This is a genomic window from Nitrosophilus alvini, from assembly GCF_015100395.1.
Taxonomy (GTDB): Bacteria; Campylobacterota; Campylobacteria; order Campylobacterales; family Nitratiruptoraceae; genus Nitrosophilus; species Nitrosophilus alvini.
The window spans coordinates 1013260-1031972 of the sequence record NZ_AP022847.1; the positions used below are offsets into that span (position 1 = coordinate 1013260).

The 18713-nt window shown below is 36.3% G+C and carries 27 protein-coding genes; 12 read left to right on the plus strand and 15 right to left on the minus strand.

The genetic code is table 11. The features are described from left to right. The first annotated feature begins 122 nt into the window (after positions 1-122). Both EPR_RS05245 and EPR_RS05250 read left to right on the plus strand, forming a co-directional pair. Positions 123-716: an MBL fold metallo-hydrolase gene (locus tag EPR_RS05245; RefSeq protein WP_200762207.1), complete on the plus strand. Its 594-nt coding sequence runs from the start codon at positions 123-125 to the stop codon at positions 714-716. Positions 717-903: 187 nt separating this feature from the next. Further along, positions 904-1482: a hypothetical protein gene (locus EPR_RS05250; RefSeq protein WP_200762208.1), complete on the plus strand. Its 579-nt coding sequence runs from the start codon at positions 904-906 to the stop codon at positions 1480-1482. 74 nt (positions 1483-1556) lie between these two features. Here the strand turns inward: EPR_RS05250 and EPR_RS05255 are convergent, their stop codons facing one another. The 4 genes from EPR_RS05255 to EPR_RS05270 are packed head-to-tail and all read right to left on the minus strand — an operon-like array spanning position 1557 to position 3409. After that, the gene (locus EPR_RS05255; RefSeq protein ID WP_200762209.1) at positions 1557-1940 is read right to left on the minus strand and encodes a thioesterase, FlK family; all 384 of its coding nucleotides are present in this window, start codon (positions 1938-1940) and stop codon (positions 1557-1559) included. 1 nt (position 1941) lies between these two features. Next, positions 1942-2286, minus strand: coding sequence for an arsenate reductase family protein (locus tag EPR_RS05260; RefSeq protein WP_200762210.1), 345 nt, complete (start codon positions 2284-2286; stop codon positions 1942-1944). Between the two features lie 20 nt (positions 2287-2306). Continuing rightward, positions 2307-3203, minus strand: a complete 897-nt coding sequence (gene cmoB, locus EPR_RS05265) for a tRNA 5-methoxyuridine(34)/uridine 5-oxyacetic acid(34) synthase CmoB (RefSeq protein ID WP_200762211.1) — start codon at positions 3201-3203, stop codon at positions 2307-2309. A gap of 35 nt (positions 3204-3238) precedes the next feature. Further along, on the minus strand, positions 3239-3409 hold the full coding sequence (locus EPR_RS05270) for a hypothetical protein (protein WP_200762212.1): 171 nt from the start codon (positions 3407-3409) through the stop codon (positions 3239-3241). A gap of 101 nt (positions 3410-3510) precedes the next feature. Between EPR_RS05270 and EPR_RS05275 the strand changes: the two genes are divergently transcribed. Together EPR_RS05275 and EPR_RS05280 are read left to right on the plus strand one after the other, a co-directional pair. Further along, on the plus strand, positions 3511-3717 hold the full coding sequence (locus EPR_RS05275; protein WP_200762213.1) for an alkylphosphonate utilization protein: 207 nt from the start codon (positions 3511-3513) through the stop codon (positions 3715-3717). A gap of 103 nt (positions 3718-3820) precedes the next feature. Then, positions 3821-4129, plus strand: a complete 309-nt coding sequence (locus tag EPR_RS05280; RefSeq protein ID WP_200762214.1) for a hypothetical protein — start codon at positions 3821-3823, stop codon at positions 4127-4129. Here the strand turns inward: EPR_RS05280 and EPR_RS05285 are convergent. The 6 genes from EPR_RS05285 to EPR_RS05310 are packed head-to-tail and all read right to left on the minus strand — an operon-like array spanning position 4126 to position 8643. Further along, positions 4126-5358, minus strand: coding sequence for an ArsS family sensor histidine kinase (locus EPR_RS05285; protein ID WP_267905521.1), 1233 nt, complete (start codon positions 5356-5358; stop codon positions 4126-4128). The genes EPR_RS05280 and EPR_RS05285 overlap by 4 nt on opposite strands. 5 nt (positions 5359-5363) lie before the next feature. Next, positions 5364-6029 carry a response regulator transcription factor gene (locus tag EPR_RS05290; RefSeq protein ID WP_234697086.1) on the minus strand — a complete coding sequence of 222 codons (666 nt, stop codon included), beginning with the start codon at positions 6027-6029 and terminating at the stop codon, positions 5364-5366. Next, the gene (locus EPR_RS05295; RefSeq protein WP_200762216.1) at positions 6022-6411 is read right to left on the minus strand and encodes a Spy/CpxP family protein refolding chaperone; all 390 of its coding nucleotides are present in this window, start codon (positions 6409-6411) and stop codon (positions 6022-6024) included. The genes EPR_RS05290 and EPR_RS05295 overlap by 8 nt, the downstream gene beginning before the upstream one ends. A 1-nt stretch (position 6412) precedes the next feature. Then, positions 6413-7519: a cytochrome b/b6 domain-containing protein gene (locus tag EPR_RS05300; RefSeq protein ID WP_200762217.1), complete on the minus strand. Its 1107-nt coding sequence runs from the start codon at positions 7517-7519 to the stop codon at positions 6413-6415. 23 nt (positions 7520-7542) lie between these two features. After that, a complete protein-coding gene (locus tag EPR_RS05305) occupies positions 7543-8223 on the minus strand; it encodes a diheme cytochrome c (RefSeq protein ID WP_200762218.1) in 681 nt (226 codons plus the stop codon). Positions 8224-8238: 15 nt separating this feature from the next. After that, positions 8239-8643, minus strand: a complete 405-nt coding sequence (locus EPR_RS05310; protein WP_200762219.1) for a DUF1924 domain-containing protein — start codon at positions 8641-8643, stop codon at positions 8239-8241. Between the two features lie 330 nt (positions 8644-8973). On the opposite strand from EPR_RS05310, the gene EPR_RS05315 reads away from it, so the two are divergent. Genes EPR_RS05315 through EPR_RS05325 form a run of 3 tightly spaced genes read left to right on the plus strand, consistent with a single transcriptional unit; the run spans position 8974 to position 11168 of the window. Beyond that, the gene (locus tag EPR_RS05315) at positions 8974-9531 is read left to right on the plus strand and encodes a 5'-methylthioadenosine/S-adenosylhomocysteine nucleosidase family protein (RefSeq protein ID WP_200762220.1); all 558 of its coding nucleotides are present in this window, start codon (positions 8974-8976) and stop codon (positions 9529-9531) included. Then, complete coding sequence (locus EPR_RS05320; RefSeq protein ID WP_200762221.1) at positions 9528-10241, plus strand: SDR family oxidoreductase; 714 nt, start codon at positions 9528-9530, stop codon at positions 10239-10241. The genes EPR_RS05315 and EPR_RS05320 overlap by 4 nt, the downstream gene beginning before the upstream one ends. Positions 10242-10274: 33 nt before the next feature. Beyond that, positions 10275-11168: a cation diffusion facilitator family transporter gene (locus tag EPR_RS05325; protein WP_200762222.1), complete on the plus strand. Its 894-nt coding sequence runs from the start codon at positions 10275-10277 to the stop codon at positions 11166-11168. A 52-nt stretch (positions 11169-11220) separates the two neighbouring features. Here the strand turns inward: EPR_RS05325 and rny are convergent, their stop codons facing one another. Next, positions 11221-12789: a ribonuclease Y gene (gene rny, locus EPR_RS05330; RefSeq protein ID WP_200762223.1), complete on the minus strand. Its 1569-nt coding sequence runs from the start codon at positions 12787-12789 to the stop codon at positions 11221-11223. After that, complete coding sequence (locus tag EPR_RS05335; protein WP_200762224.1) at positions 12695-13351, minus strand: 5-formyltetrahydrofolate cyclo-ligase; 657 nt, start codon at positions 13349-13351, stop codon at positions 12695-12697. The genes rny and EPR_RS05335 overlap by 95 nt, the downstream gene beginning before the upstream one ends. Before the next feature lie 108 nt (positions 13352-13459). On the opposite strand from EPR_RS05335, the gene EPR_RS05340 reads away from it, so the two are divergent. The 4 genes from EPR_RS05340 (at position 13460) to EPR_RS05355 (ending at position 16628) form a co-directional block, all read left to right on the plus strand. Further along, a complete protein-coding gene (locus EPR_RS05340) occupies positions 13460-14059 on the plus strand; it encodes a TlpA family protein disulfide reductase (protein WP_200762225.1) in 600 nt (199 codons plus the stop codon). Beyond that, the gene (gene ftsY, locus EPR_RS05345; protein ID WP_200762226.1) at positions 14060-14944 is read left to right on the plus strand and encodes a signal recognition particle-docking protein FtsY; all 885 of its coding nucleotides are present in this window, start codon (positions 14060-14062) and stop codon (positions 14942-14944) included. Positions 14945-14947: 3 nt separating this feature from the next. Beyond that, complete coding sequence (radA, locus tag EPR_RS05350; RefSeq protein WP_200762227.1) at positions 14948-16291, plus strand: DNA repair protein RadA; 1344 nt, start codon at positions 14948-14950, stop codon at positions 16289-16291. Positions 16292-16358: 67 nt separating this feature from the next. Continuing rightward, positions 16359-16628, plus strand: a complete 270-nt coding sequence (locus EPR_RS05355) for a hypothetical protein (protein ID WP_200762228.1) — start codon at positions 16359-16361, stop codon at positions 16626-16628. Positions 16629-16680: 52 nt separating this feature from the next. On the opposite strand, the gene EPR_RS05360 is transcribed toward EPR_RS05355, so the two are convergent. Then, complete coding sequence (locus tag EPR_RS05360) at positions 16681-17472, minus strand: MlaE family ABC transporter permease (protein WP_200762229.1); 792 nt, start codon at positions 17470-17472, stop codon at positions 16681-16683. Positions 17473-17560: 88 nt separating this feature from the next. On the opposite strand from EPR_RS05360, the gene acpS reads away from it, so the two are divergent. Beyond that, a complete protein-coding gene (gene acpS, locus EPR_RS05365; protein ID WP_200762230.1) occupies positions 17561-17923 on the plus strand; it encodes a holo-ACP synthase in 363 nt (120 codons plus the stop codon). 24 nt (positions 17924-17947) lie between these two features. Here acpS and thiS read toward each other — a convergent pair whose 3' ends face one another. Beyond that, the gene (thiS, locus tag EPR_RS05370) at positions 17948-18148 is read right to left on the minus strand and encodes a sulfur carrier protein ThiS (RefSeq protein WP_200762231.1); all 201 of its coding nucleotides are present in this window, start codon (positions 18146-18148) and stop codon (positions 17948-17950) included. Beyond that, positions 18145-18693 (minus strand): ankyrin repeat domain-containing protein, encoded by a 549-nt coding sequence (locus tag EPR_RS05375; protein ID WP_200762232.1) that lies wholly within the window; start codon positions 18691-18693, stop codon positions 18145-18147. Before EPR_RS05375 ends, thiS begins: the two co-directional genes overlap by 4 nt. Between the last annotated feature and the right edge of the window lie 20 nt (positions 18694-18713).

An 18713-nucleotide genomic window follows, 5' to 3' on the forward strand; every position in this document is an offset into this window, starting at 1 on the left:
TAATAAAAAAATACTTAAGCAGTTCTTTTAAATGTAACTGATTTTCTTAATTTGGGCGATATTGAAGTTTGGTTTTTGGCAAATTTGAGTACAATTTTATAAACTTTTTTATTGGAGGGAAGATGCAGATAAAAAGCAGACCTTTCGGCGACTATATGACCAACTGCTATATAGTTGAAATCGAAGAAAAAGAGTTGATAGTAGACCCTGGCATCGGTGCAGCCGAATGGGTATTGGACAATGTGAAAAATCCTGTTGCCATTCTGAACACACATGGACATTTCGACCATGTCTGGAGCAACGCAGAGCTCAAAGAGAAACTGGCAATCCCCATCATCATCCATAAAGAGGACGCTTTTTTTCTTGAAACAGACCAGTACAACATGGGAATGCCAAAAAGTAGAGCCGACATACTGGTAGAAGGTGACAAAGAGATCGTTGCAGGAGGAATACTTTTCAAATTCATTCACTTTCCAGGACATACTCCTGGATGCTGCGTTATAGAGATAGATAACGCATGGTTCAGCGGCGATTTTATATTCAAAGGTTCGATCGGCAGAGTTGATTTTCCGTATTCCGATCCCGAGGCTATGAAAAGGAGTCTGGAGAAGTTTAAAAAAATCCCTTTCGACAAACCGGTTTATCCCGGACACGGCGAACCTACTACTATAAAAAATGAACAAAAGTACGTAGATTACTGGCTGAGGGCTATATAGCCCTCTTTTTTACTCTCCATTAATTCCAACAAAATCGTTTGCAACCCTCAAATTAAATATTACTTTTTTATATATTTTATTTAACAAAGATATCAATAAATCTTATATAAATATTTAAAGTTAGATATTAATTTTTTTGATATAAAATGATTGAAGCCGTTCATTTTGTAAATAAAAGGAGTCTAAAATGAAAAGATTGATGACAGGAATACTTACTTTCGGTTTCATTGCCTCTGCACCTCTTTTTGCAGAAATGAAACCAAAAGAGGCTTTCGAGTATATGAAAGAGATATTAAAAGGAGAGTGGAAATTATCTCCTAAAGAGAAGCAGATCGGTACTACAGGCGCCCATGAACATCCTGCGGTCAAGAGACTTTTAGGAACAGACAAAACGGGAGTTGCATATAAGATTATCGCCAGAGACTCCGTTTTGCAAGAGGATCTTTTGCCAAATACAATGAAACAGATGGTTACTATGTATCATTGTGACGATTTCAAGGAGTGTAACGAACTTTTGGCCACTCATTACTGTGCCAAAAGAAATCAACCAAGTTTCATTTTCAATACGAAAGAGAGCAGCAAAAAAAGGCTTGTTTTTGAATGCGACACGGAAAGAAGCGAAGTGTGTGACTCTGACGAAGCGCATGTACATAGAATAATTTTGGAACTCTCAGATAACAACAACCACCTAAAATCTTCATATATAGTCTGGAAAGATTCAGAGCGCGCAACACAGCACTCTATCTACCATTTTGACAGAAAATAGCAATCATGCCCAGGGCGTTATCGCCCTTTGGGCCAAAAATAAGGCTCTGTCAAAAATATTTTTTCAGACTTTATTTATCCAAGTACGTGTTTATCAAGTACGTAAGTTTTAAAAATCCCCTTGAATACCTCTTTATCCCCTACTCTTCCGACAACTTCAACTTTTGATTTTTTCCCATCATTTTCTATTACGTTTGCCTCAAACATCACTTCATCGCCCACTTTAACGGGAGCGGTAAATTTTACTTCTGCTCCCGTAAGTACCACATATGGATGATTGACAGCTGCCATTGCGGCAAAATCCGCAGCGCTGAAGGTAAAACCGCCATGTACCAGACCCTCTTCGTCTGCAGCCATTTCCGGAACTGTTTTAAGCAGAATTTTCGCATATCCCTCTTTAAGTTCAACTACTTTTCCGCTAAATCTTGAGTCTATCTTTTTATGTGTATTCAATTTCATTTTATATCCCGAAAATTTCTTTGTATTTATCTTCATCAAACCCAATGACAACATCTCCATTGTCCAATTCTACAACGGGCCTCTTTATCAGAAGATTCTCTTTGCAGAGCCACTCTCTCATGCCATTTTCATCAAGATTGAGCTCTTTTAGTTTAAGGGTTCTGTATTTTGTTCCTCTTTTGTTCATAAGAGTCTCAATATCGGCTTTTTTCAGCCATTCATCAACTTTTTCGCATCCTATCGGCTCTTTTTTAAGGTCATGAAACTCATACCTTATATCGTTCTCCTCAAAAAACTTCAGTGCCTTTTTTACACTTCCGCACGTTTTGATACCGTAAACTTTCATACTCCCTCCCAATTGAATATTTAGAGCGAAATTTTAACATAAACTCTCTTCGGAGCGGGATATCCTTCCACGGTTTTGGTCGGATCATTCGGGTCCAAAAAGTCACTCAGACTCTCTCCTGTTATCCACTCCGTCTTTCTCTGCTCTTCGAAAGTTGTCGGTTTCTTTTCAAGTACTTCAAACTTTTCAAATCCCGCTTTTACACACCAGTTTTTAAGTGCCGGTATAGTAGGAACAAAATGCACATTCGGTATCTTTGAGTATGTTTTGGCAGGACAGAGAGCTACAGGCTCATCTCCATCTATATAGAATGTATCCAGAAAAACCTCACCGTTTTTGTTAAGTCCTTTTTTTAAGCCTTTTAACATATTTACAGGGTCACTTCTGTGATAGATAACCCCCAGACAAAATATTACATCAAACTTTTTTCCGTAATACGGCAGATGCTCCACTCCCAAAAGTTCGTAAACTATATCACTCTTTATATATCTATTTATCAGATCAAACTGCGTTTTAAAGAGAGGCGAAGGGTCAAATCCCACAATCTCAGCCGGTTTTTCAGCAAGCATTCTGAACATATAGTATCCGTTGTTGCAGCCTATATCGGCAACTCTTTTATCTTTTAACCTGAAATGGGGTTTGAGTAGATTATACTTTATAAAGCTTCTCCATTCACTGTCTATAAATGTTCCGAACAGCTCAAAAGGTCCCTTTCTCCATGGTCTCATAGCCCAGGCCGCTTCTTTTACAGCTTCTCTTTGCTTTTCTGTTACATCAGCATCTATTTTGATTACATCGTCTATCTCAACTTTCACGTCTTTTATATCCGGCAGAGCATCCAGCATCTCTCTGAGAGGCGCAATATTTTTCCACTTCAGCCAGTTTTCTCTCTCTCTTTTTATCTTTTCTATATCCAAAACACACCTCAAAATTTAGAGGTTGAACCTCTAAATTATTTTCCTTCGTTTTTTGGTATAAATTTTCCGCACCCTTTTTCTTCGTTGCCTCCGAAGCTTTTTACCTCTCTGGCTGTTTTGTTTTTATAAATCTCCTGTCTTTTACACTCATCTTTTTTTATACATATTTCGTTTTTGCATCCTACATCTTCGGGGACTCTTGCCATAACAACTCCTTCTTAAATCTATATTCGAATTATAGCACTTTAAGCACATTTTTCTATATAAAAGGATATTATAAGCCCTTTTAAACCAAAAAGGAGCGAATATGCCTAAAGACAGCAACGGTAATATTCTAAATGAAGGCGATACTGTTCAGGTTATAAAAGATCTAAAGATAAAAGGAACCTCCGGAACTCTCAAAAGAGGCACGAAGATAAAAAACATCAGACTTACCTCAAAAGCCAATGAAGTAGAGTGCCGTATCGGGAAAAGCACCATTGTTTTAAAGACTCAGTTTTTGAAAAAGATTTAACATAGTCGTATAGTTAATCAAAGTTTATAATTATTATAATTTTTTGTTTGATTTATTTTAAATAATCTGGTATCATTTTTCAATCAAACAGAAAGGAAATGTAATGAAAAAATTTGCAATTGCTCTTTTGGGAGTTGGGATTTCCGGTTTTTTGTTTGCGAGTGACGCATATTTTCAGGTAGATATAGGTGGAGAACTCAAACCTGCATATCATGATCAATCTCTTTGTGAGAAAAATATCGATTCAGGCGATAGTTGTGCAAAATTCAATGCTTGCGGACATGAAGTATATGTGAGCAAAAAAGAGACCTTTAAAAAAATGGCGGAAAGGCTAAACTCAAAAAAAGAGATAATAGTCAAATACAAAGACAAAAAGGGAAATTACACACCATTTTGTAAATTGGCTCCTTAAGCATTAGCGGGCATTTGCCCGCGTTCATTATCAAAAAAAACAATTGTAAACCTATTTTTCCCCTCTTGATAATCATACTTCAAAACAAATTTATGCTTTTTGAGCACTTTATATACAATATTTAGTCCCAAACCAAACCCCTCTTCTCTTTTTTCTTCACGAACAAAAGGCTGAATATAATAACTCAAACTTTTATCAAGCCTTTTCCCATCATTTAAAACGCTAACTTTTCCACAATCTGCCTCAATAACAATCGGCTTTTTTTCAGAATATTTCAAAGCGTTGTCTATCAGATTTTTTAATGCAATGGATAGATAGTGCAAATCTCCCTCAACATCAAAATCTTCTAAAACTTTTACAGTTATATCTTCTTCATTTTCTATATTTGTCTTTGATAGTGCTTCGAGTATAAGTGTGCTTATTTTAAACTTTTCTTTTTTTAGACTATCTTTATCTTCCATCATCTGTATATACAAAATTTCGGCTGTCAATGACTCCAGCTCTTCAAAAGCTCTTTTTATTATCTCTTTTCCTTTACTGTCATCTATCATCTCAAGAGCAAATTTTCCTTTTGCTATAGGAGTTCGCAGCTCATGTCCCACATCTCTTATCAACTCTTCTTTGGAGTTTAGTACCTTTTGTAACTTTGAAGCCATTTCATTGAAGCTTTTTGCCATATCTCCTATCTCATCTGTACTTTTTACATCTACTCTCGCATTAAAATCGCCTTTTGAAATCTCTCTCATTTTTGATGATATATCATTTATAGGAGACAAAATTTTTATAATTATTGTATATATAAATACTAAAACAGCAATATCCAAAAATATAAGAGTATTTGTTATAAGCCTCTCTTTTTGTATCTCTTCTTGGGCCGTATCATAAAGCAATAAATTAACATCTAAGTATCTTATAAAAAGATAAAATCTGTTTGATCTTTTTAATATTTTTATTTCACCGAAAGTATGGGGTTTTTTAAAGACTGTTTCATAATCTGTCATACTTTTTTTATCTATAATTCTCAACCCTAGTTCATTTAATCTTTTTTCAAGTCTGTTTCTTTTACCTTTGGCAATTAGTGAGATTATCTCTTTTGCCTCTGACATATATCTGTTTATTTGAATAGTCTCATTTTTTCTTTCTGTTGTCATTTCCGCCCAGAAGGCAATTGACACCATAACTAACAGACTGAAAATAAAAAGAAGAGTAATTTTTTTTCTAATAGACATTCGATTTATCCAATAAATTTATATCCTATTCCCCATACCGATTTTATATATTTCGGTTTTTTGGGATCATCTCCTATTTTGTGCCTGATATTACTAATATGCATATCGACTGTTCTGCTTTTGGTATCGTATGGAAGAGACGTAGCATTTATTATCTGTTCTCTAGAGACCACTTTATTTCTGTTTTTCAATAGATAAGAAAAGATTTGAAACTCCACTTTTGTCAACTCGATAGGATAATTATCCATATAAAGCTCTTTTCCGGACTCATCAATTTCAAAATCGGAAATTTTCACTCTTCCGCTTTTTTGAACTCTTCTTAATACCGCTTCTATTCTGAGTACCAGTTCTCTCGGTTCATAAGGTTTTGCAAGATAATCATCTGCACCAAGTTCGAATCCATGTATCTTGTTTCCTATATCTCCTCTTGCTGAGGAGATAATAACCGGAATATCGGAAAACTCTTTGATCTTTTTACATACATCAAATCCATCCATCTTTGGAAGCATTAGATCCAGAATAACTATATCATACGAGTGTTTCGAAAAATTTTCAAGCGCAGCTTTAGGATCGGAAAAAGATACAGTTTCATAACCGTAACCGCTTAGATAATCAGTTATTAACTCTTTCATCTGTTTATCATCCTCAATCAAAAGCACTCTTCTACTCAACTTCCCACTCCTCCATATACTCTATAAAACGCTCTCTTTGTTCAGGTGTCAAAATCTTATGAATTTTTTCAAACATTTCAGCCTCTATTTTAACTGCTCTTTTTTTAAGCTTTAAAAGCTCATTTTCGAACTTTTCTCTATCAAACTTTTTTTGTAAAAAAATTTTTTTGAGTCTTTTCTCCGTTTTTTCTTCACTTTCATGCAGTTTTTCAAGACTTTCTGCATTTTTTGATAACACTTCTCTTATAGCCTCTCTCTGTTTTTCATTTAAATTCAAAAAACCCAAATCTCTGGGCATATGTGTCTCATAATATTTATACTCATTATCGTGATCTGCAACAGATACGACCAGCGAGATAAATATAATAAGTAAAAATTTCATATCAAGCCTTTGGAATTTCTATATTATGATCTTCGATAAAACCTCTTTCAATATTTTTATGACAAGCCTTACAATTTGAAGATTTTTTTACACTTTTTGACCTGAATATACGTTCCGGAATATTTTTATGTTTCTCTTTCCAGTAAGATGTCTCGGTAATAGATATTATATCCTTTTTGCCCGTTAATGACTCCTTTATATAAAATGCAGCCTCTTTTGTTGATACATCTGCAGAATTTTCTACTAAAAAAGACTCTATTTTCTCTTTATCCTCTCTATCCAAAGAGGCATCATCGCCGAAATGGTCTTCCAGACCGGCCATTACTTTTTTCCATGAATTAGAAGGAAGTAAAAATGGTGGATACAGAGTGTGACACGAAGCACACTCTTCCACAAAAAGAGAGTTTTCTTTTTCAAAATCTATCACTGAAAAACGACTTTTGGTAAAGATCGAGTCTGACCAAAAAATATAAATCGGAAATATTAAAGAAAAAGTTAAAAAAACTGCAGCAAAAAGCTTCTGAAAAGCGTTCAGTTTAGAATCTTCGGCCCTTATATTTTTATATCCGTTTATCATAGAGCTTACCGTCCCGGTCTCTTTATGTAAAACCCAGTCAACAAAGAGACCTACAAGATGCATAGATATCAATATAAAAAGTATATTTACAAAAAATTCATGTATTTCCTCAAACAGATCCATCTCTTTGAAAAAAGAGTTATTAAGAAAAGCAAAGATCCCTCGTCCCTCCTGCACCCCGTATGCCAATATCCCGCTTGTCACAGATAAAAAAGCCGTTATCAATATTGCTGCCATTACAAAAGAGGCTGCGGGATTATGTCCCGCAAAAGTATTTTTAGAATGTACTGTTGCTTTTATAAACTCAACTAAATCATTCAAGCCAAGAGGCCAGTCGGAAAACCTGGAGTATTTTGGGCCTATAAATCCCCAAATAAATCGAAAAAACAAAAGTATACCCACACCATAACCAAAAGCTACATGAATCTTCAATAGATTCTCAATCTCCGAAGAGAAAAAAGAGAATACAATATATGAAGCAAGCATCCAATGGAAAAGCCTTGTCGGTAATGTCCAGATATACGCTCTCAAATCATCTCCTTAAAATAAAAAAATCAGTCGTCCCATTTTCCGTAATTTGGAATAAAAATATCTCTTTCAGAATAGATGCCATCCTGTGCCCTTTTATGGCATGCACCACAGTTTGCTATACTTTTTACCTCTTTTTGTGTTACGAGTTCTGCCGGTATTTTTCTATGCTCTTTTTTAAAATAGTATGTTTCGCTGATTCTTAGAGGAGTCTCATATCCAGCGATACTTTTTGCAATCTCCTTAAACTCACCTCTAACCCTTTTAGAATCTGCAGCATTTTTCATTAGATACTCATAAACTTTTTTATACTCTTCTCCTTCCAAAGAAGCGTCCGTTCCAAAGTGATCTTCAAGAGTTTGCATCATCTTTTCCCAGGATCTTTTTAACAAAAATTCCGGTTGATACGCCATATGACACGAACCGCACTCTTCTTTATAAAGTCTGTATTCCTGACTGGTTTTAGTTACATTTTCATACTTTTTTATTCTCTTTGATTCTTTATAATCATCTTCATCATTTTCATCATCTTCATGCTCGTTGTCTTCTGCATACCTTGATTTCAGTCTGTATTCATGTTTTTGTTCATATATAGAACGCTCTTTTTTTATCCTGTCTCTTTTATATTCATCATCATCCGCTATGATTGAAACACCACTGCCCAAAAACACCCCTGCAACTATTACAAATATCAGATACTTTTTCATCTTCTCCTCCTTTTTTTATTTTGATAGTATAAACATAAGCACATCGCCCTTTTCCTGCGCCGTTCCCTCTCTTTTGTAAACATCTTTAAAATTTCTTTTAAGCCACTTTTTCACCTTTTTAACACTGCTAAGTCGCTTTGGATTAACCTTTGGAGAAAGAGGCTCTAAATTTTTCCCTGTAAATATATTTTCACCCGGCTTTGTTAAATCATCCGTATGACAACTGGCACATGAAATCTCTTTACCTCTTTTTCCAATATGTTTTGAAAAGAAAATCTTTTCACCTCTTTTTGCATCGAAACCTTTAAAATTGTGATTCTCCTTTTTTGCTATCTCTTCAAGCATTTGCATATAACTCTCAATCGGCGAAGCTACGGCAAATGAAAATAGAGTGACAAAAAGAGTCGCAACTTTCTTCATCTTTTCCTCCTTATATTTCAGTTCTAAACTTTCTGTCGCTAAATAAAATTATCTCTGAAAAAAATCAAAAATTTATAGATAGTTTCTTGACAATTTCTTTACACTCTAAAACTAGAAAGCTCTATAAAAGTCTCATAAAAACCTATATATTTCTATAAACTGTTCCCTGATCTAAAGTATTTTCAAAATCGTTTTTTGATATGATAAAAAAGCTACTGCAACGAAAAGATATTATGAAAGCATGGAAAAATTGAGCAAAAAAATTTTGACCGTTTTGTCATATAAATATATTTTCTAAAATCAAAAAACCGTTATATTTAAGGATATATCTTGATCTACATTGTAACTGCTCTTTATGCCGAAGCAGTACCCGTCATTGAGAAGTTTTCCCTAAAACCTGTTCAAAAAAAGCCCTTTGCACTCTTTGCAACTGAAAATATAGCTCTTGTAGTATCAGGTATAGGCAAGATATCTGCCGCAGCGGCTGTAGCACATATATTGACCATTTATCCTTCAGAAAAAGGCAAAATTTTCAACATAGGTATCGCCGCAGGCAGAGAATCTTTCGATATAGGTGAAATAGTTTGTATTGAAAAATCGGTAGATAGCTGTTCAAATAAGGTTTTTCATTTAAAGCCAACACCAAAAATAAAAAAAGCATCATGCATAACTGTTTCTACTGAAATGAAAAAGACAATAAAATATGATCTGGCGGATATGGAAGCAAGTGCGATTGTTGAAGTTGCCAAAAAATTTAGAATCCAACCTGTTTTATTAAAAGTCATTTCCGACCATTTTGAACCAGAAAAAATAAAGAAAGAGAGCGTTTCTGATTTGATATTAAAAAATATGAATATTATTGAAAAGCTTTTAAAGGAATACTTATGAAAACAGCTTTGGTAACGGGAGCAACTTCCGGTATTGGCGAAGCGATTGCTTTGAAACTGCTTGATATGAATTATAAAGTATATGGTGTTGCAAGAGATTTCGAAAAATTAACAATAGAAGATGAAAATTTTATAAAAGTAGAACTCGATCTATCCTGCACAAAAACAGTGAATTCTGTCATATCGGATCTAAACAAACACACCCTTTTCGACGTGCTTGTAAACAGCGCAGGGTTCGGACTGTTCGGGCCTTATGAAGATATATCTGTTGAAAGTCTTGAGCAGCTTATAGATACAAATCTCAAAGCCCCTTTGATCATTACAAAACTTCTTTTAAAAAATCTAAAAAAAACAAAAGGCTTCATTATCAATATATCATCCATAGAAGCAATTAAAAACAGCCGTTTTTCCGCTGCTTATTCTGCAACTAAAGCGGGACTCAGACACTTTAGCCTTTCTCTGTTTGAAGAGGTCAGAAAAAGCGGCGTAAAAGTTGTCAGCATAAATCCGGATATGACAAAAACTCCCTTTTACGACGAACTTCGGTTTTCAACATCAAAAGATCCCCTAAGCTATATTACTCCAAAATGTATAAGTGACACGGTAGAGTATATATTAACGGCAAGAGAAGGTACAGTTATTACCGATATAACACTCCGTCCTCAGATTGTAAAAATTGAAAAAAAGTCTTCTAAAGAAAATTTTTGTTAGAATTGCGGTTTTAAACTCGGCAAAGGGCATTAAATGACACTGCAAAAAGGTGCAACGGTAATAGCAAGTATAGTTGCGGGAATACTTGTAATTATAAAACTTGTTATCGGTATTATGAGCGGTTCAGTCGCCGTCTTGGCATCGGCAATTGATTCAATTTTGGATATTTTTGTATCTATGTTCAACTATTTTGCACTTCACAATGCTGAAAAACCGCCAAGTGAAAAGTTCAATTACGGCCTTGGAAAGATAGAGGCCCTCGCCGCAGTAATAGAGGGAACAATCATAACCATGTCAGGCCTCTTTATCTTTTATGAAGCGGTAAAAAATATCATCGAACAAAAAGAGTTGTCATATCTTGGAAGCTCTATTGCGGTAATGGTCATATCGATAATACTCACGGGTGGTCTTGTGGCATATCTCACATATGTTTATAAGAAGACTGGAAATATGGTTGTAAAATCCGATGCTCTGCACTATAAGACAGACCTTTTGAGTAACTCCGCTGTTTTACTTTCACTTGCAATAGTATATTTTACAGATTTTCATATTATTGATGCAATATTCGGTATTCTTATCGCTATATACATAATCTATTCGGCATTTGGTCTCATAAAAGAAGGAGTTCTAATGCTTATGGATATATCTTTGGAAGAAGAGGTTGTAGAGAAAATCAGAAAAATCATAGAAGAGGAACCTGAAATTACAGACTATCACTATTTAAAAACCAGAAAATCAGGACCTTTCAATTTTGTAGACGTTCATCTTGTTTTTACTCCTGAAATTCCTTTGCTTGCTGCTCACAAAGTTTCTGACAAAATAGAAGAGGAGATAAAAAAGATAGATCCGAATGCAAAATGGCACATAACAATCCATCTTGATCCGTATGATGATTCGATTATGCATGCAGATGAGCAGAATCATTGATAAAAAAGTGGATTAAATTTAGTCGCTAGTCTAAAAAAGACTAACGACTGGATTATCTGGCAAAATCTACCGCCCTACTCTCTCTTATAACGTTAACTTTTACTTCTCCTGGATATTGAACATTTCCTTCAATATCTTTGGCTATCTCTTTTGCAAGAAGCACGGCCTCGTCATCATTGATAAGACTAGCGTTTACTATTACCCTGACTTCCCGTCCGGCGTTTATAGCATATGCCTGTTTTACACCGGGTTTATTCATAGCTATCTCTTCGACTTCCTGGACACGTTTTAGGAAGCTTTCAAGAACTTCTCTTCTTGCACCGGGTCTGGCTGCTGAAAGAGTATCAGCCGCACAAACAGCCGCAGCTTCTACACTTTTAGGCTCTTCATGTCCGTGGTGTGCATAGATAGCATTTATTACAACAGGGTCTTCTTTATATCTTTTGCATATCTCTCCGCCAAGATCAACATGGCTGCCTGCATACTCATGCGTCAAAGCTTTTCCTATATCGTGAAGTAGACCTGCTCTTTTGGCAAGAGTTTCATCTCCTCCCATTTCGGCTGCCATTATACCCGCCAAATATGCAACTTCAAGCGAATGACCAAGCGCATTTTGTCCGTAACTTGCTCTGAACTTGAGTCTTCCTATCAACTTTACAAGTTCCGGATGCACATGCCCTATGCCAAGGTCTATGACTATATTTTCACCCTCTTCGATAAGCTGCTCTTCAAACTCTTCTTTTACCTTTTCGTAAATCTCTTCTATACGGGCAGGCTGAATTCTGCCGTCTTCTACAAGAAGCTGTATTGTTTTTGTGGCAATTGCCCTTCTGTAGAGATTGAAGCTGCTCAATATTATTGCATTCGGCGTATCGTCAATGATTATATCAACGCCTAAAAGCATTTCGAGAGTTTTGATGTTTCTACCCTCTTTCCCGATAATTCTTCCTTTAAGCTCGTCACTTGGAAGATTTACAACATTGATAAGCCTTTCGGCAGCAAACTCGCCGGCATATCTCGTTGTAGCCTGTGCAAGAATATAGTTGGCTCTTCTTTTTGCTTCACTTTTTGCTTCATTCTCATATTTTCTGACTATATGAGCTATATCCGCTCTAGCCTCTTCTTCCGCCTTTTGAAGAACCAGCTCTTTTGCCTCTTCAATAGTTAATCCTGCATGCTCTTCGAGAATTTTGATTGTTTCTTGAAGCTTTTGTAAATATTCCTGTTTAAGGTTCTCGACTTCCTGTTTGAGTTTTTCCGCCTCTTCTCTTTCTGATTTGATATCCTGTCTCTCAAGAGTTATGTGTTTAAGCTCGTCTTTGAACATCTGTTTCAAAGACTCCTCTTTTTTCATAAGTTCGGCAAAACGTTTATCATACTCCTCTTTTATCTGAGAAAGTTTGTCTTCGTACTCTTTTTTTGCCTGTAGTTCAGCTTCTTTTACTTTGATCTGGGCATTTTGAAGAATAATTTCAGCTTCGTGTTCTATCGCCTTTGCTTTTGCTTTTGCCTGTTCGACATAAAGTTCATATTTGCTTCTTTCCGCTCTTTTTGCTATCAAAAAGCCTGCTGCACCGCCAATAATGGCTGCAGAGCTTCCCACCAGTATTTCTAACCACATTACGGTCCCCTATCTTTTTTATTTCAAACGGGGTAATTAAAAAATCTCCTTTTACATCGTAAATATCTGTGATTTTTTCATCTATAAAACATTTTTTTATCTGGACAAATATAACGACAGGTCTGTAATTTAGTTTTGCAAAAAACCTGTCATACATTCCTTTGCCAAATCCCAGCCTTCTAAAATCCCTGTCTACCCCGATGACAGGAACAACGGCCAAATCTATTTTTGCCAACCCGAAAAATGAGTTGGACGGCTCTTTTATACCAAATCTTTTCTTATGAAGAGGCAATCGATATTTTACCATTTTAAAACTTTTTCCTTCCATAAACGGAACGAAAATAGTTTTTTTGCCTCGATATCTTTTAAATATCTCTGTAATATCCGGCTCAAAACTCAAAGGAGTATAAAGAAGCAGCGATTGCGGATTTATTTTATCTATAATACTTGAAAGTCTTTTATTCAACTCTTTATCAAGTTTACGTTTTTTCACTCCTCTGTTTTTTTTTAGTTTTTCTATACATTTTTGCCTGTAAATCTCTTTTTTTGATTTTTGATTCATTTTTTAAGCCTTGTTTATTTATAATAATAGTTTAATTTACGTTGGATATTTTCATTGAGTAAATGCTGTTTTACTCTATTTTATCAAAATACATCTCAAAGGAAGAAAATGAAATTTGTAAATTTATTGGCAGCAGTGGCTCTTGTAGCTTTTATAAGCGGGTGCGAAAAGAAGGAAGACGAAAGCAAACTAGTCGCAACTCCAAAAACAGAATCAACAACTCAACAGACACAGACCCGAAAAAGTGTCGAAATGAAGTTTGTACTCAAAGATATAAACGGAAAGAGTATCGAACTTAAAGCCGGAGATAACGGCATCGAATCGGATCAGCTCAAAGACAAAATAATTTTTCTTGACTTTTTTGCCACTTGGTGTCCCCCATGCAAAGCCTCCATACCCCATCTGGTAAACCTTCAGAACAAATACAAAGATAAGCTGGTGATTATAGGGGTCCTTCTTGAAGAAAACAAAAATCCGGAAGAGTTGAAAAGTTTTATTGAACAGTACAAAATCAACTATTTTGTCTCCAACGACTCAAATACAAACCATGCCCTTGCACAGCTTGTATATGCTGCAGTACAGGCCCCGAAAAATATGCCTATTCCTCTTATGGCTCTTTTCAAAGACGGCAAATATATAACACACTATCTGGGAGCTGTTCCCGAAGAGATGATAGAGAGCGATATCAAAAAGGCTTTGGGAGAATAGATGATAGGATTTATCAAAAAGGGGCTGAAAAAAACACTTGAAACCATAAAATCGGTAGCTCCTCAGAAAAAAGAGAAAATCGACAAAGAGACTCTTGAAGAGATACTCATAGAAGCGGATATGGAGTATGATCTGATAGAGAAGATTCTCGATTCTCTGCCAAAAGAGATAAAAAGAGAACAACTTGAAACTGCACTTCTATCACTCTTCAAAGAGGTTCCCGAAACTAAAATAGATGCAAAACCCTTTGTGGAGCTGATCCTCGGTGTAAACGGTGCCGGAAAAACAACTACTATAGCGAAGCTTGCCTATAGATATAAAAAGGAAGGGAAAAGTGTAATCTTGGGTGCTGCGGATACATTCAGAGCAGCTGCAATAGAACAGCTTGTAAGATGGGCAGAAAAATTGGATATTCCCATTGTTTATACAAAACAGGGACACGATCCTTCCGCAGTGGCATTCGATACAATCGAGGCTGCAAAAGCCAGAGGTATAGACAGAGTACTTATAGATACTGCAGGAAGACTTCATACCCAGACAAACCTTGCAAATGAACTTAAAAAGATAGTCAGAGTATGCTCAAAAGCGATGCCGGAAGCTCCTCACAGAAAAATATTGATTCTTGACGGAACACAGGGAAACTCGGCAATAAACCAGGCAAAAGCCTTCAACGAGATGGTAGGTATCGACGGTATCATCATAACAAAACTTGACGGCACAGCCAAAGGAGGCGCACTTTTTAGCATATCCTACGAACTTGGTCTTCCTATACTTTTTGTCGGTGTGGGAGAAAAAAAAGAGGATTTGATAGAGTTCAGTCCCAAAGAGTTTGTCAAGACTATCCTTGATGAAATCTACACTCCAGAAGAAAAAGAAGCAAGCTGATATATGGCAAAGAAAAAAAGCGTTTTCGAATGTCAGGCCTGCGGCTACAAAAGCTCAAAATGGATGGGCAAGTGCGTAAATTGCGGTGCTTGGGACTCTTTCGAAGAACTCAGTGACGAGCAGATAAAGATAAGCAGGCAGATAGATTCGTCAGGCAAAAAAACAAAAGCCAGTCCTATAACCCAGATAAAAGAGGATCTTGTCAGTAGATTTCCCTCCGGTGACAGAGAACTAGATCTTGTTCTGGGTGGGGGTATAGTCCCCGGGAGTCTTGTTCTTATAGGAGGAAGCCCTGGGGTAGGCAAATCGACTCTTCTTCTTAAAATGTGTGCAAATATTGCAAAAAGCGGGAAAAAAGTGCTCTATGTAAGCGCAGAAGAGTCCGAAGGGCAGATAAAAATCCGAGCCAACAGAATAGACGCAAATCATCCCAATCTCTATCTTCTTCCTGAAATCAAACTTGAAGATATACTTAGTGAACTTTCAAATCAAAAGTATGAGCTTTTAGTCATCGACTCTATTCAAACAATATTTTCCGAAGAGGTTGCCTCCGCTCCCGGGACTGTCTCACAGGTAAGAACTGTAACCTTTGATCTGATGAGGATAGCAAAGGCAACAAAAATAGCTGTTTTTATTATAGGACATATCACAAAAGAGGGTTCTATTGCAGGTCCCAGGGTACTCGAACATATGGTAGATACGGTTCTTTATTTTGAAGGAGAGAGTTCAAAAGATCTGAGAATCCTCAGAGGTTTTAAAAATCGTTTCGGCTCGATCAGCGAAGTGGGTATTTTTGAAATGACAAAAGAGGGTCTTGTAAGTGCAAAAGATATATCTTCGAAGTTTTTTTCAAAAAACAGACTTCAGGCAGGTTCAGCTATAACAGTAGTTATGGAGGGGAGCCGACCTCTGCTTCTTGAAGTTCAGGCACTTGTGAGTGAAAGTAGCTACGGAAATCCAAAACGAAGCGCAACCGGATTTGATACGAACCGCCTGACAATGCTGCTGGCACTTCTTGAAAAGAAACTGGATCTGCCTTTTAACCAATATGACGTCTTTATAAATATAGCCGGCGGCATAAAAATAACAGAAACCGCAGCTGACCTTGCAGTCATAGCAGCGATTTTGAGCAGTTTTAGAAACAGACCGCTGGGAAGCGAGACTATATTTTTGGGAGAAGTTGGACTAACCGGTGACATCAGGGATATTCATATGCTCGACAATCGCCTCAAAGAAGCTGCAATGCAGGGATTTAAAAAAGCAATAGTTCCATCCAAACCGCTTGAATCGGCAGGAATAAAATGTTATAAGGTAGAAGAAGTATCAAAAATCATCGATTGGATGTGAGACGCCAATTCACCGAATAGGAAAAAAAATCAAAAAAATTAGTAAATGAAAATAAAAAGGAGTCCATATGCCCAAAGATTGCAAAGCTCATATCCAAATGGAAGAGAGATACTCAAGGCTTGAGCTAGATTACGAAAATATAGATGAGAAAAAAGCAATATGCAATATTGTCAATGACCTGATTCCAAAACATAAAGTTTCTCCGCAGATAACAGTATGTCCCAGGGATATGGAGCATGGAGAATATATCATAGAGTTTCACGACGACTATGATAAAAAAGCAGGCAGTTTTTTCGAAGATCTGCTCAAAAAACTTGGAATTGAGAAGTGTGATTGAACTTTTTGAAAAAATTTAAAAAAAGTGTACTGTTTTAGTTTGCTGCTTCTTTCTACCAATCAAGATACAAGAAAACTGCAGAGAGGAAATAGTTGGCAGCAAATATAGTCATAGCTGAAAACACAACCGCTCTTGTAGTGGAAAGTCCCACCCCTCTGGCTCCTCCTCTCGTAAAATATCCGATATAAGAGCCTATTGTACTGATGAGATATCCGAAAACGAAAGCCTTGATGATACCTGTACCTATATCGCTGAAATCCAGATACATAGTAACAGTATTTTTATACGCCGTAGGGTTTACGCCCAAAGCGTATGTGGCTATTATGTATGCACTTAGATTTGCCACAAAAACAAAGACGATAACAAGTATCGGTAAAGAGATTGTTGTCGCAATAATACGTGGAATCAAAAGAAATTTTTTCGAATCGATTGCAAGAGTATCTATCGCATCTATCTGTTCTGTCACTCTCATAGTTCCAAGCTCTGCAGCCATAGCGCTTATAGCACGGCTTGTCAGCATCAATGCGCCAAAAACCGGACCCAACTCTTTTGAAATTGATACAAATATAGTATAACCCATGAAATTTTCGGCATTAAATCTGTGAAATCCCTGATAAAGCTGTATCGCTTCAACTAGGCCGGTAAAAAGCGCTGTAAGAAATATAACAAAAAAGGAGCCTATACCTATAATCTCTATCTGTTTGAATGTCTCTTTTATCCTATAGGGCGGAGTAAGAAAAAGTGGCAAAAGTTTTATCTGAAAAAGTAAAAATGCACCAAATTTTTCAAGACTTCTGTAGAACAGAACAAAAGGATGACCTAAAACGGCCAAAAAACTTTCCATTTACCGCCTTTACCGTTTTTATCTGTTGATTTTATCAAAAAAATGATAAAATTAAACATATCTTATGAGATAAAATGAAGGTTTTGCTGTGATTGGAATAGATCTTGTAAAAGTATCGAGAATAGAAAAGTTTATTGAAAAGTACGGTGATAAAGCACTAAAAAAATTTTTAAGAGATGAAGAGATAAAACTTGTCAAAAAACCTGTAACTGCAGCAGGCTTCTGGGCAGCAAAAGAAGCGATCGCAAAAGCGCTTAAAACAGGTATAGGAAGTGAGCTCTCTTTTCACGATATAACTATTTACAAAGAAAAAAGCGGAGCTCCAAATTTTATGTTATCTTCAAAAATTACCGAAAAACATCAGATAACTGACACGTCACTCTCCATCTCACATGATGGAGAGTATGCTGTGGCAGTAGCTGTTATAGAAAAAATCAATTATACTTTGTAACCCTCTGTATCAGATAATTACAACTTATCCTCCTGCTACAAAATTCAGCATCTCTATCCTGTCTCCCTCTTTGGGAACAAACTCGTTCCATTTCTCTTTTTTGACTATCTCCATATTTACGGCTATAGCCATAACCTTATCTGCCACTTTAAGCTCTTCTATAATAGACTGTAATGTTTTTTCATCATTAAAATTTTTTGTTTCGCCGTTTATTACAACTTTCATTCGCATTCTCCCTCGGTTATAGGTTTCAGTATACTCACCACTCCCCATCTTCTTTTTGCATATGCAAGCTGGCAAGGATTGTTTCCGCTTGAGTTCAAAGTGTTGGGGTCTGCACCTCTGTCTATCAGAAATTCTATGATATCTATATCTCCGCTGTAAGCTGCCTGGTGCAGAGGAGTTATACCGTAAATATTCTTTATATTTATATCTGCATCGTGATTTACAAGGTATTTGACAATTTTCAGCCTTTTTTGTCCAACCGCATAATGCAGTGGAGTAAGTCCGTTATTATCCTGTATATCTATGTCTGCATCGTGTTCTACAAGCCACTTTACTAGGTCTGGTTTTCTCAGCTTCACTGCAATATGCAGTACCGAAATCCCCGCTTTGCTTTTTGCATCAATGTCCGCACCTTTGTCAAGCAGAGACTGAGCCTTTTCAAGATTGCCTGCAAAAATAGCATCATGCAACGGTGTCCAGCCGTTTTTGACATCCGCGATCATACATACAGCAGAAATCAAAAATATTATAATACTTTTTTTCATTTACATTTTCCGCTTTTTCT